This window comes from Streptomyces sp. NPDC008317 (assembly GCF_042955955.1).
In the GTDB taxonomy this organism is placed as follows: domain Bacteria; phylum Actinomycetota; class Actinomycetes; order Streptomycetales; family Streptomycetaceae; genus Actinacidiphila.
On sequence record NZ_JBIBFQ010000006.1, the window covers coordinates 55,958 to 68,555 of the forward strand.

The 12,598-nt window shown below is 72.8% G+C and carries 10 protein-coding genes and 1 tRNA gene; 5 read left to right on the plus strand and 6 right to left on the minus strand.

Annotated elements, in window-relative coordinates; translation table 11 throughout:
* Positions 1-105 precede the first annotated feature (105 nt).
* The 3 genes from ACFY9V_RS20465 to ACFY9V_RS20475 all read left to right on the plus strand — a co-directional run bounded on the left by ACFY9V_RS20465 (position 106) and on the right by ACFY9V_RS20475 (position 3,644).
* The gene (locus ACFY9V_RS20465; RefSeq protein ID WP_355346950.1) at positions 106-1,158 is read left to right on the plus strand and encodes an SGNH/GDSL hydrolase family protein; all 1,053 of its coding nucleotides are present in this window, start codon (positions 106-108) and stop codon (positions 1,156-1,158) included.
* A gap of 139 nt (positions 1,159-1,297) precedes the next feature.
* Positions 1,298-2,527 (plus strand): acetyl-CoA C-acetyltransferase, encoded by a 1,230-nt coding sequence (locus ACFY9V_RS20470; RefSeq protein WP_355346947.1) that lies wholly within the window; start codon positions 1,298-1,300, stop codon positions 2,525-2,527.
* Positions 2,528-2,831: 304 nt separating this feature from the next.
* Positions 2,832-3,644, plus strand: a complete 813-nt coding sequence (locus ACFY9V_RS20475; RefSeq protein ID WP_391051582.1) for a hypothetical protein — start codon at positions 2,832-2,834, stop codon at positions 3,642-3,644.
* Positions 3,645-3,708: 64 nt separating this feature from the next.
* Here ACFY9V_RS20475 and ACFY9V_RS20480 read toward each other — a convergent pair whose 3' ends face one another.
* The gene (locus ACFY9V_RS20480; protein ID WP_355346944.1) at positions 3,709-4,032 is read right to left on the minus strand and encodes a hypothetical protein; all 324 of its coding nucleotides are present in this window, start codon (positions 4,030-4,032) and stop codon (positions 3,709-3,711) included.
* A 122-nt stretch (positions 4,033-4,154) separates the two neighbouring features.
* Between ACFY9V_RS20480 and ACFY9V_RS20485 the strand changes: the two genes are divergently transcribed.
* Positions 4,155-4,388 carry a DUF4287 domain-containing protein gene (locus tag ACFY9V_RS20485; RefSeq protein WP_188285479.1) on the plus strand — a complete coding sequence of 78 codons (234 nt, stop codon included), beginning with the start codon at positions 4,155-4,157 and terminating at the stop codon, positions 4,386-4,388.
* A 98-nt stretch (positions 4,389-4,486) separates the two neighbouring features.
* Here ACFY9V_RS20485 and ACFY9V_RS20490 read toward each other — a convergent pair whose 3' ends face one another.
* Both ACFY9V_RS20490 and ACFY9V_RS20495 read right to left on the minus strand, forming a co-directional pair.
* The gene (locus ACFY9V_RS20490) at positions 4,487-5,389 is read right to left on the minus strand and encodes a Bax inhibitor-1/YccA family protein (protein ID WP_391162276.1); all 903 of its coding nucleotides are present in this window, start codon (positions 5,387-5,389) and stop codon (positions 4,487-4,489) included.
* Between the two features lie 106 nt (positions 5,390-5,495).
* A complete protein-coding gene (locus tag ACFY9V_RS20495) occupies positions 5,496-7,484 on the minus strand; it encodes a hypothetical protein (protein WP_391162278.1) in 1,989 nt (662 codons plus the stop codon).
* 231 nt (positions 7,485-7,715) lie between these two features.
* Between ACFY9V_RS20495 and ACFY9V_RS20500 the strand changes: the two genes are divergently transcribed.
* Entirely contained in the window at positions 7,716-8,585 is an 870-nt protein-coding gene (locus tag ACFY9V_RS20500; protein ID WP_355346935.1) for a bifunctional DNA primase/polymerase, read from the plus strand.
* A 400-nt stretch (positions 8,586-8,985) separates the two neighbouring features.
* On the opposite strand, the gene ACFY9V_RS20505 is transcribed toward ACFY9V_RS20500, so the two are convergent.
* From ACFY9V_RS20505 to ACFY9V_RS20515, 3 genes are all read right to left on the minus strand, one after another.
* Positions 8,986-9,071 (minus strand) — tRNA-Leu (locus ACFY9V_RS20505).
* Positions 9,072-9,391: 320 nt separating this feature from the next.
* On the minus strand, positions 9,392-10,711 hold the full coding sequence (locus ACFY9V_RS20510) for a cyclopropane-fatty-acyl-phospholipid synthase family protein (protein WP_355346932.1): 1,320 nt from the start codon (positions 10,709-10,711) through the stop codon (positions 9,392-9,394).
* Between the two features lie 311 nt (positions 10,712-11,022).
* Complete coding sequence (locus ACFY9V_RS20515) at positions 11,023-12,411, minus strand: NAD(P)/FAD-dependent oxidoreductase (RefSeq protein ID WP_355346929.1); 1,389 nt, start codon at positions 12,409-12,411, stop codon at positions 11,023-11,025.
* Between the last annotated feature and the right edge of the window lie 187 nt (positions 12,412-12,598).

Genomic DNA, 12,598 nt, shown 5'->3' on the forward strand with positions numbered 1-12,598 from the left:
TGATGGTCCCTGACGGGGCACCAGGTTCATGTACCAAGTAACCAGGACCGATACGCGTGCGTACACGCAGTAGGCCGGTGGAGTCAGTGGGAGGTGACCGGCTCGATGTCGAGGGCGAGGGTGGCACGGCGGATCGCGACGGCGGCGGCGTTCGGAGGCGGCGGCATCAGCCTGCTGGGCGGGGCCGCGATCGGGGTGCTGCTGACCGAGGCGCGGCTGGCCAAGCGGATGGTCGGCGGATCCGGCGCGGTCGCGCCGCGGGCGGACGGGAGGTACGGCTCCGCGTTCGCGCACCGGACCGGCGAGACGCCGCTGCGATTGGGCTTCCTGGGTGATTCCACGGCGGCGGGTCAGGGCGTGCGCCGGGCCAGGGAGACGCCGGGCGCGCTGCTGGCCTCCGGGCTCGCCGCGGTCGCCGAGCGGCCGGTGCAGTTGGTGAACGTGGCGCTGCCCGGCGCGCAGTCGGACGACCTGGCCCGTCAGGTGACGCTGCTGCTGGAGTCGGGCGCTCCGGTGCCCGAGGTCGTGGTGATCATGATCGGCGCCAACGACGTGACGCACCGGATGCCGCTGGCCACCTCGGTCCGGCTGCTGTCGGACGCGGTACGGCGGCTGCGCGAGGCGGAGTGCGAGGTGGTCGTGGGCACCTGTCCCGACCTGGGCTCGGTCGAGCCGGTCTACCAGCCGCTGCGCTATCTGGCCCGCCGGATGAGCCGCCAGCTCGCCGCCGCGCAGACCATCGCGGTGGTGGGCCTGGGCGGCCGTACGGTGTCGCTGGGCGCGCTGCTCGGCCCGGAGTTCGAGGCCAGGCCGCGCGAGCTGTTCGGCCCCGACAACTTCCACCCGTCGGCGGAGGGCTACGCGACGGCCGCCATGGCCGTACTGCCGACGTTGTGCGCGGCGCTGGGGCTGTGGCCGGACACCGACGACGAGCGGCCGGACGCGCGCCGCGGCGAGGGCTTCCTGCCGGTGGCCCAGGCGGCGGCCGAGGCGGCCTCCGAGGGCGGTACGGAGGTCACGGCGGCGCGGGGCGCGGTGTCCGGTCCCCGCGGGCGCTGGGCGCTGATCAAGCGGCGCAGGCGGCGCGGACTGCCGGCGGAGGACGAGCGGCACCCGGAGGCGGCGGCCGAAGGGGTGGGAACGGGCGGAGCCGGGTAGGACCAGCCACGGAGCGGGGTAAGCAAGCGCTCAGAAAGAGGCCCGCATCACAGGCGGTCTCTGATGACTCGCTGCGCTACGTGGCGGTAGCTTCCCCAGGAGTCCCGAGAATCCCGCAGCCTCGACGAGGAGTGTCGCGATGCCAGAAGCCGTCATCGTCTCTGCCGCCCGTTCGCCCATCGGGCGCGCCTTCAAGGGGTCGCTGAAGGAGCTGCGGCCCGACGACCTGGCCGCCACGATCATCAGGACCGCGCTGGACAAGGTCCCGCAACTCGACCCGCGCCAGATCGACGACCTGATGCTGGGCTGCGGTCTGCCCGGCGGCGAGCAGGGCTTCAACATGGGCCGGATCGTGGCCGTGCGGATGGGCATGGACCACCTGCCGGGCTGTACGGTCACCCGCTACTGCTCCTCGTCGCTCCAGACCACGCGGATGGCGCTGCACGCCATCAAGGCCGGCGAGGGCGACGTCTTCGTCTCGGCGGGCGTCGAGATGGTCTCGCGCTTCGCGAAGGGCAACTCCGACAGCCTGCCCGACACGATGAACCCGGTCTTCGACGAGGCCAGGGCCCGTACCCAGCAGCGCGCCGAGCAGGGCAGCGCCGAGCTGGGCGACTGGCACGACCCGCGTGAGGACGGCGCGGTGCCGGACGCGTACATCGCGATGGGGCAGACGGCCGAGAATCTGGCCCAGCTCAAGGGGATCACCCGGGAGGACCAGGACGAGTTCGGCGTGCGGTCGCAGAATCTGGCCGAGGAAGCACTGAAGAACGGCTTCTGGGAGCGCGAGATCACGCCCGTCACGCTGCCCGACGGCACCGTGGTGTCCAAGGACGACGGTCCGCGGGCCGGGGTGACACTGGAGGGCGTACGGGGCCTCAAGCCGGTCTTCCGCCCCGACGGCACGGTCACCGCGGGCAACTGCTGCCCGCTCAACGACGGCGCCGCCGCGCTGGTCGTGATGTCCGACACCAAGGCGCGCGAGCTGGGCATCACGCCGCTGGCGCGCGTGGTCTCCACCGGCGTGTCCGGGCTCTCCCCCGAGATCATGGGCTACGGCCCGGTCGAGGCGTCCCGGCAGGCGCTGTCGCGCGCGGGTCTGTCGGTCGGCGACATCGACCTGGTCGAGATCAACGAGGCGTTCGCGGCGCAGGTCATCCCGTCCTACCGCGACCTGGGCATCGACCTGGACCGGCTGAACGTCAACGGCGGCGCCATCGCCGTCGGCCACCCCTTCGGCATGACCGGCGCCCGCATCACCGGCACCCTCATCAACAGCCTCCAGTTCCACGACAAGCAGTTCGGCCTGGAGACGATGTGCGTCGGCGGCGGCCAGGGCATGGCGATGGTCATCGAGAGGCTGTCGTAACGCGCCGTCGAAGCCCGTCATCCGGCCATTTTGTGACCTTCCGTGATCACTCGGCTTCGTAACGCACAGTTGTGACGTAAGTCGCAATCAAATCGCCCCCAGGATGTGATTTTTCCTGGGGGCGATGCGTTTTCGCAGGTCAGAACGGTCATACCCGGATGGCCTAGGACGACAGACCCGGCCAATTCGTGACTTTCCGCACTGCAAAGGCCAGGGGTTTACCGGCAGAGTGTTGGGAGGGGAAAGTTTCACCCACCGCTTCGGTGGGCATTGCTCGGGTCGCGCGTCAGTCGGGAGAACGTCAGTGAGCGCCAACTTCACCGTCCTGCTGGTCGCCGCGGGTATCGCCGTGGCCGCGGGTTCCGCCGCCCTGCTCTCCGCTCGTGGCATGCGCCGCGAGCTGTCCGCCCTGCGTCAGGACCTCGCCGGTCTGAGTGTGCCCGGACCGCGCGCCTCCGCCGGGGACATCAGGTCCGCCGTCGCCGACGCGCTCGCCGACGAGCGGGAGCGGGAGCTGGCCGAGGCCCGTGCCTTCTGGGCCGAGCAGGAGGCCCGCGAGACCGCCACCGACGGCACCTTCTTCCGCGGCGGCGTCTACGGCGCCGGCGCCGAGGGTCCCGCGGCCGGTGACTACGAGGTCCCGCCGGTGCTTCCCTACCTGCCCCGGCAGGCCGACCTCGCGGGCCTCGAGGCGGCCGGAATCGAGACGGGCGGCCTCGAAGCGGCCCACGAGCCCGAGGCGTCGGAGGCGACCCTCCCGCTGCCCGGCACCTTCCCGCACCCCTCGGGTCCCGACTACGCGCCGTCCCCGGTCGTCGCGTCCCAGGACCAGACCGCCGAGCGCCTCGCCGACCTCGCCGACGGCCGCGTCCCGCTGACCGACGTGCGCCCCGGACCGCTCGGCACCCTCGACGTGTACGTCTTCGCCGACGGCACCACCTTGTGCATGACCCCCGGCCACCGCGAGACCGCGGTACAGCTCTCCGACGCCCTCGACCGCGGCGAGGTGCCCGTGCTGCGCGGCGGCTCCGCGATAGCGGGCGCGTACGCGCTCACCTTCGCGTACGGCGACGAGAGCGTGTACGTACTGGCCGACCGGGTCGTGGCCTCGCTCTGAGGCGGACTCGCTCCAGGGCCGGACCCGCTCCACAGCCGGACGCCGGTTTCCGGCCCTGACCGGCTCAGCCGATCGCCTTCGCCGCCGCCGACACCCGCTGGAGGGCCGCGGCGCACACCTCCGCCGTACCCGCCGGGTCGGCTTCCAGGGCCGCCGCCAAGTCATTGCCCGCGACGGCCAGTTGATCACCGACGGTGAAGACGCCGTCGTCGGGCAGCTCGTACGGCTCCCGGCCGGGGAACTCCAGCGCCTGCGCCTGCCGCGCCAACCACCGTGCCAGCGCGAGCCCTTCGGCCGCCGCGCCCGCCTGGAGGCGGCGCTGCGGAAGCGCCCGCAGCCGTCCCGCGAGGCGTTCGACGGAGGGGCGCAGAGGAGTGCGATCGGCCATGGTCGTGACCCTACCGGCGCGCGCGGACCGGCATCGCACCCATATCCGCACGTCCGGGGTGGTTGCCAACGGGGGAAGGCTCGGGCACGGTGGGGTAACCGGACCACCTACCGGAGGCGCCGATGTCCCAAACGCACTTCTCCGCCGAGACCCACCGCAATCTGCTGGACCGCATCCCGCACTGCACAGGCCGCGAGGTCAGCGACTGGCTGAGAGACCTCGCCGACGGCCCTTCGTTCTTCCGCTTCGACGACAAGGTGAGCTGGCTGCGCAGCGAGCACGCCCTCTCCTACGGCCACGCGAAGGCCCTCGTCCACGAGTACGACCTGCGGCGGGCCGCACGCAATCTGATGTAGCGCCCGCCAGGCCCCGCCCCCTCCCTCCACAGACGCCGACGGGCCGCCGGGAAGCGACGCTTCCGGGCGGCCCGTCGCGAGGACGCGGACCGTGTGCGCTAGTCGCGCAGGATCGAGAGCAGCCGCAGGATCTCCAGGTAGATCCAGACCAGCGAGACGGTCAGGCCGAAGGCCGCGAACCACGACTCGTTCTGCGGGGCGCCGAAGCGGATGCCGTCCTCGACCTGCTTGAAGTCCAGGGAGAGGAAGAAGGCGCCGAGGCCGATGCCCAGCAGGCAGAAGACGATGCCCAGCGGGCCGGTGGTCAAGCCCAGGCCGTCGCCGCTGCCGAAGGCGTAGAACAGCAGGTTGACCACCATCGCCAGCAGGAAGCCGACCGCGATGGCCATGCCGATCCGCGCGTAGCGGGCGGTGACCCGGATCAGCCGGGTCCTGTACGCGAACAGCATGCCCGCGAAGACCGCCATGGTGCCGAGCACGGCCTGGACGGGCGCGCCCTGCCACCGCTCGTTGTACATGTTGCTGATGACGCCGAGGAAGACGCCCTCGAAGATCGCGTACCCCAGGATCAGGGCCGGCATCGGGGTGCGCTTGAACGACTGGACCATCGCCAGCACGAACGCGATCAGCGCCGCGCCGATGGCCAGGCCGTAGCTGTCGGGCAGCGCGAACCAGCCGAGGATCGCGCCGAGCACGACCACGCCGAGCGTCATCGCGGTCCGCATGACGACGTCGTCGATCGTCATCCGGCCGGTCTGCGCCGGACCCGCGGCGGGACCGGCGTACATCTCCTCCATCTGCTCGGGGGTGAGGGGCTGCCCGTCGGCCGCGTACGGGTTCCCACCCTGTTGGGGCTGGGCGGCATACGGGTTCCCCGCTGGCTGCCCGTAAGGGTTTCCGCCCTGCTGCCGGGCACCCTGGGCGCCCTGCGCACCGAATCCGGCGTACGAGTCCCCGCGGGTGAATCCCCGCCGGGAGAAGACCGGGTTGCTGCTCCTCATTTCACTCCTCCAAGACCGCGTGCTGCGGCTCCGCTTGCGTCAAGAGTAATGGCTTGGCAAAAAGCCGAGCTACGCCTGGAGGAGGATCTTCCCCCAGGACGGACCCTCAGTCACGTCGGCGCCGGAAGAGTCCGCGGCGGGGCGGACCCGCGGCGGCGGTTTCCGCGGCCGTTTCCCGCACGGCTTCCGCTTGTTCGCCTTGCTCGCCCTGTTCACTGTGTTCGGCTCGTTCGGCTCGTTCGCCCTGTTCGCCTTGCTCGGCGTGTGCGTCCGAGCGGCGGACGGCGGCCAGCAGGTCACGGGCGAGGCTCGTATAGGTGTCGTCCAGCCAGGGGCAGAGCAGCACCAGGCGGCACAGCGAGCCGAGGACGGTCACCTCGCGGGTCTGGTACGCCTTCGCCGCGTCCAGCATCCGTTCGGTCAGGCGCAGGCCGACGTCGGCGCGGACGGCCGGGTCGCCCCAGGCGGTGGCCACCATGGCGAAGGCCGCCGTCTCGTTGACCCAGTCCTCGGGGCCGTGCAGCAGGTCGAGCAGGACCGCGCGGCGCCGGGAGTCCTCCCACGGCTCGTCGGCGCGGTGGTGGGCCACGCCCAGGCAGGCGAAGGTCTGCACGGCGCGAATCCACAGCTCGGGGCGGTGGTCGCGCAGGAAGCGGCCCTGGTCGTCGTCCGGCGGCTGCGGCGGGTGGGCGAGGACGCCGAGCAGGTCGTCGAGGCCGAGCCCGGCCAGCCGCACCGCGTGGTCGTACGCGGCGGGCAGGTGCGGCCAGCTCACCGAGGCGGTGTCCTGGACCAGCCCCGCGGCCTCGGGCGACGGCGGCGCGACGGCGGGCAGCGCGGCCAGGCCCTCGTACCGCCAGATCCGGACGGCGACCTCGGCGGTCGGCTGCCGGGGGTCGGGGTCGCCCGCCGCGTCGTTGACGAGCGTGCCGCCGGGCAGCGCGAGGGCGAAGGCGAGGGCGGCGCTCGGCGGTTCGACCGCGGAGGCGGACAGCTTCGCGCCGCCGCCGGACCGGATCGCCTGCGCGTCGGGGCTCTCCAGGATCTGGTGCAGGACGTTGACGGTCGCCTCGGTGGCGCTGTCGACCACGCCGAGCCACGGCTGCCACTCGCTGTGCCGGGCCAGGACGGTGCCCGCGTAGGGGTGGTCGGGGTGCTCGCGCAGGTGGTCGGTGAGGGCGACGAGATGGGCCGGGTCGCCGTCGGCGGCGTAGCGGACGCCGTGCACGGCCGGGGCGGCCTGCGGGTGCCGCGGGTCCGCGGTGACGGCCCGCTCGGCCCACGCCAGGCCCTGCTCGGCGCGGCCGGTGACCGCGTACAGCTCGGCGATGTCGACCATCAAGGAGAGGTCGGAGTCGTCCCTGGCCATCTCCTCCTCCCAGACCCGCAGCGCCTCGTCGGGGCGGCCCGCGGCGCGCAGCGCGTAGCCGAGCATGACGCTGGGCACGTGTCCCGGCTGGACCCGGCCCGCCTGCCGGGCCCAGGCGATGGCGCGGTCGTGGTCCTCGAAGCGGCGGGCGAGTCCCGAGCCGATGGCGGCGAGCTGCGCCTCGTCCGGGTGGCGTTCGACCACCGCGCGGGTCAGGTCGTAGAAGGGCCGCAGCGCGTCGCGGGCGTGCTCGGGCACGGGGTCGGGCAGCGCGCCGCCGACCGCGCGGGCCAGCGCCTGCGTCATGACCTGCGGCGGCAGCAGTTCGGGCAGCCGGTCCTGGGTGAGCCAGGCGACGTGCGACCACGGCCGGTCGTACTCGGCGCGTACGGCGGCGGCGATCAGGCCGACCGCCTCGGCCCACTCGCCGCAGGCGGCCTGGAGGTGCGCCCGGCAGACGACGGCGCCGATGTAGGGGTGGTCGAGCGGGAAGAGGTCGAGCGCGGCGCGCGGGCCGCCCGCGCGGGTGGCGAGTTCGGTGAGCGCCTCGTGGGTCTCGGGGAGCAGCGGGTCGATGGCGACGGCGTTGCCCAGATGGCTCGCCGCGTGCGGCAGGTCGCCGCCGTCCATGATCAGCCGGGCCAGTGCCGTCTCGCCCTCGGCCGCCAGCCGTTCGTCACCGCCGCCCGCGCACAACTCGGCGTCCCCCGCGTGCAGTTCGTCCATCTCTCCCGCCCCTCCGTCGCGGCGCCGGCCCGCCTGGGGCCGGACTCGGACAGCTACGACCTGTCCGCGCCCGACCGTAGTACCCGCGCGTGTCGAACACGGTCACCGGGGTGTCACGGGCGTGACGCGGAACGCACCGCCACACCGGCTCGCGCAGTGGACGGTGGGCGCCGCGCGCGGTATTACTTGAGGGTGCAGACGAACACACGTTCGAACGTCAGGGAGCAGGCCATGCCACGCCCCGACCACACCCGCGCGCTGCACGCCGCCCTGCTCACCGCGGCGCGCGGCCTGCCGGTGATCCCGCTGTCCCGGACCAAACTGCCCGCCATCCGCTCACCGCACCGCGACGAGCCCCGTACGAGTGACTGCCGGGGCGCGTGCGGGCGTCCGGGACACGGTGTGTACGACGCGAGCACCGACCCGGCCCGGATTCGCTCCCTGTTCGCCGCCGCGCCCTGGGCGACGGGGTACGGGATCGCCTGCGGCCGGGCGCCGCACCATCTGATCGGCCTCGACCTGGACGTCAAGCACGGCGCCGACGGCGTCGCGGCGCTCACCGCCCTGGCCGCCGCCCACGGCTTCGCCGTGCCCGACACGGTCACGGTGCTCACCCCCAGCGGCGGACGCCACCTGTGGCTGACCGCGCCGACGCAGGTCCCCAACTCGGCGGGCCGCCTGGCGCCGGGCATCGACGTGCGCGGCGAGGGCGGTTACGTGGTCGGCCCCGGCTCGCGTACGGTCGCGGGCCGCTATCTGCTGGCGCCCGGCACCGCGGGCCATCCGCTGGCGCCCGCGCCGTCCGCGCTGCTGCTGCTCGCCGCGCCGCCACCGCCGGTCGCGCCGCCCCGCGATGCCTCCGCGCCGCGCCACCCCGCGGAGAAACGTGCCGCCGCGCTCGTCCGCTTCGTCCTGGATTCACACGAAGGAGAGCGCAACGGCCGGTTGTTCTGGGCCGCGTGCCGGGCGTACGACGCCGGTCTCGGCGAAGCGCTGGCACCGGCGCTGGTGACGGCGGCGGTGCACACCGGGCTGAGCGAGCGCGAGGCGGCGGCAACGGTGGCCTCGGCGGCCCGCCCGCGCACCTCCCCGCACCCGTAACCCCGGAACGAGGCACCCCGACACCCCGACGCCCCGGCGGCTCCATGTGCCCTCCGGCACCCCGGCGCGGGGTACGGACCTCGCACCGGTCGGATCGTACGGCTGCCGACCGGCTGCCCGCGACCGGGGTACGCACCGGCCTTCCCGGGCATGACGTGTACACCAGCTCACACCATGGGGGCCCGCATGCTGCACATCCTGATCGTCGCCGCGGTCATCGCCGCCATAGTCGTCGCCATAGCCCTGGCCGTCACCGGCCGCCGCGGCCGCATCCGCTGAGGCCCGCCTCACGCGGAAGGGGGCACCGCCCGTCGGCTCCGGGGGCGTGGGGGCACCGTGCTGGCACGGTGCCCACCGGGCGGTCCTCTGGGTGGAGCGGGGTCACCGCCGGTGAGGGCGGTGGTGCCCGGAGCCGGACTTGAACCGGCACGCCCCCGAGGGGCAGCGAGGTTTAAGCTCGCCGTGTCTGCGTTCCACCATCCGGGCCGGCGAGGCGCAGTGAAAAGCGTATCGGGGTTGGAGATCCCGAACAGGGCGCCCAACCGGCCATGTTGTCTTATTTTAGGGGTTACTGACGGGGTGTTAGTACGAGTTCCAGGGTTCTTGGGCTGAACAGGCACCGTTCACAGCAGTATCAGTCGCCACGCACAAGTGACGCGAAATCGCTCTCCGCGACCGGATCTCGCCCTCCGCGCTCAACCGGGCCCCGCTCAACTCGCCTCAGCACCGCCCAAACCCAGCACCGCCCAAACCCAGCCGGCTCGGCGCAACCGGACTCAACGCAACCGGGCTCAGCTCAGCCGGGCTCAGCTCAGCCACGCCGTGCGGGTCGCGGGCATGCCGGGGTCGCCGTCGGGGGCGGTGCGCACCGCGAGGACCTGGTTGACCCCGATCCGGTTGCGCTCGAAGGCCAGTGCGGAGGCCGCCATGTAGAGCCGCCAGACCCGGGCGCGCCCGGCAGACGTGGCCCGCGCGGCGGCGCCCCAGGCGTCCTCCAGATTGCGCACCCAGGCGCGCAGCGTGCGCCCGTAGTGCTCGCGCAGCGCCTCGACGTCCCGCACCTCGAACCCGGCCTCCTCCAGCCGGGCCACCGTCGACCCGACCGGCGCCAGCTCCCCGTCGGGGAAGACGTACCGGTCGATGAACTCGTCGATGCGGTACGACTCCTCGTCGCGCAGCGGGCGGCGCGCGATCTGGTGGTTGAGCAGCCGCCCGCCCGGCCGCAGCAGTCCGTACAGCGCCTGCGCGTACTCGCGGTAGCGCTCGCTGCCGACGTGCTCGGCCATGCCGATGGACGAGATCGCGTCGTAGGGGCCGTCCTTGACGTCCCGGTAGTCCTGGACGCGGATGTCGATACGGTCGGTGAGCCCGGCCTCGGCGATCCGCTTGCGGGCGAAGGCGGCCTGCTCGGTGGAGAGCGTGACGCCGGTCGCGTGGACGCCGTAGTGCTCGACGGCGTGCAGCACCATCGACCCCCAGCCGCAGCCGACGTCCAGCAGCCGCATCCCCGGCCGGAGGCCCAGCTTGCGGCAGACCAGGTCGAGTTTGGCGGACTGCGCCTCCTCCAGCGTGGTCTTCTCGCCCTCCCACACCGCGCAGGAGTAGACCATCGAGGGGCCGAGGACCAGCGAGTAGAAGTCGTTGCCCACGTCGTAGTGGTGGGCGATGGCCGCCTTGTCGCGGGGCCTGCTGTGGGCGATCCCGGTACGGCGGCGGACCTCCTCGGGCGGCGGCGGGGGCGGCAGCCCGGGCCCGGCCAGCGCGAGGGCCGCGCGGGCGACGCGGTAGTTCGCCGGGTCGCGCAGGACGCCCGCGGTACGGCGCACGGCGGCGGCCGTACTCTGCGCGGGCCCTTCCTCGCGCTCCCAGAACAGCCCGGACAGCAGGCCGAGCGCCTCGTAGAAGTCGCCGTCGACATCGAGGTCGCCGGAGACATAGGCGCGGGCCAGGCCCAGCTCGCCGGGCTTCCACAGCAGTCGGCGCAGCGCGCGGCGGCGCCGGATGACGAGGACGGGGGCGCCGGGCGGCCCGGCCTCGCTGCCGTCCCAGGCGCGCACGCGCAACGGGAACGGAGTCGAGAGGGCGTGGTCGGCGAGTTCGACGATTCTGTGAGCCGCGTCAGCCATGCTTCCGAGCGTACGACTGAAAGACAGTCTCCGCTGACGAATCTACGTTGCGGATACATGCATTTTTTCCGGGCCGCTCACCGGGGGCGGCGCGGGCGCCGCGCGGCGGAAGCGGAGGACGCCGCGCGGGTGCGCGGGACGGGCGGCGAGGCGCCGCCCCGACCGGACACGGCGGGGCGTCCGGCGGCTCGGGAGCAGGCCGCGCGGGCAGGTCCCGGAAACGGCGCCGGGTACGCCGAAGGGCGCCCGCACCACGGATGGCGGGCGCCCTTCGGACGGTGCAGCGGGTGCGGCGCGCGCGCCGCGGCGCGTCAGGACGCCTTGGCGGGTTCCGCCGTCTTCTCGGCGGGAGCCGGCACCGCCGCGGCCGGAACCGGAGCGGGGCGGGCGGCCTCGTAGAACTCCTCGCGCGGGTTCTCGATCGCGCCGAGCGAGACGACCTCACGCTTGAGGAACATGCCGAGCGTCCAGTCGGCGAAGACCCGGATCTTGCGGTTCCAGGTCGGCACGGCCATGCCGTGGTAGCCACGGTGCATGTACCAGGCCAGCCGGCCCTTGACCTTGATCTTGGCCTTGCCGAAGACGATCATCGCGACGCCCTTGTGCAGGCCGAGACCGGCGACGGCGCCCTTGTTCGCGTGCTTGTACTCCTGCTGCGGGAAGCCGCGCATCCCGGAGACCACGTTGTCGCCGAGCACCTTCGCCTGGCGCAGGGCGTGCTGGGCGTTCGGCGGGCACCAGGCGCCCTCGCCCGCGGCGAGGTCGGGGATCTGGGCGTTGTCGCCCGCGGCCCAGATGTAGTCGCTGCCCTGCACCTGGAGGGTGGGGGCGGTGTCCACGTGACCGCGCGGGCCCAGCGGCAGACCGAAGCGGGCGAGCGCCGGGTTGGGCTTCACACCGGCCGTCCACACGATGGTGGAGGCGTCGACCTCCAGGCCGTTGGCGAGCACCACGTGCTTGTCGACGCAGGACTTCATCGACGTGCTGAGGTAGACCTCGATGCCGCGCTCGCGCAGGTGCTCCAGGCCCCACGTGCCGAGCTGCGGGCCGACCTCGGGGAGGATCTTGTCCGCCGCGTCCACCAGGATGAAGCGCATGTCCTCGCGCTTCACGTTCGGGTAGTACTTGGCCGCGTCGCGGGCCATGTCCTCGACCTCGCCGATGGTCTCCGCACCCGCGAAGCCGCCGCCGACGAACACGAAGGTCAGCGCCTTGCGGCGGATGTCCTCGTCGGTCGTGGAGTCGGCCTTGTCGAGCTGCTCCAGGACGTGGTTGCGCAGGCCGATGGCCTCCTCCACGCCCTTCATCCCGATACCGTTCTCGGCCAGGCCGGGAATCGGGAAGGTACGGGAGACCGCGCCGAGCGCGATGATCAGGTAGTCGAACGGCAGCTCGTAGGACTCGCCCACGAGCGGCTCGACCGAGGCGACCTTGCGGTCCTGGTCGATGTCGACGACCCGGCCGGTGAGCACCTCGGCCCCGGGCAGGACGCGTCGCAGCGGGACGACGACATGCCGCGGGGAGATGCTGCCGGCGGCAGTCTCAGGAAGGAAGGGCTGGTACGTCATGTACGAGCGCGGGTCGACGACTGTGACGGTCGCCTCGCCGTACCGCATCTTCTTCATGATGCGACGCGCCGCGTACAGGCCGACGTAACCGCCGCCTACTACGAGGATCCGTGGACGCTCCGTGGTGCTCATGGCGACAAGTATTCAGCACGTCCCAGGGGGGTGCTCGTGAGCCCCTTCACAAGGTACTGGACACCCTGTGCTATCCTGCCCGGCTTCATGACCAGGGCCTATCTGACCTGCGCGGACTCCTCCGCACCGCCCGCTCCGGCCACCGCCTCTGAGCAGCGCTGATCGATCACCGCTCATCCGTCGTTCC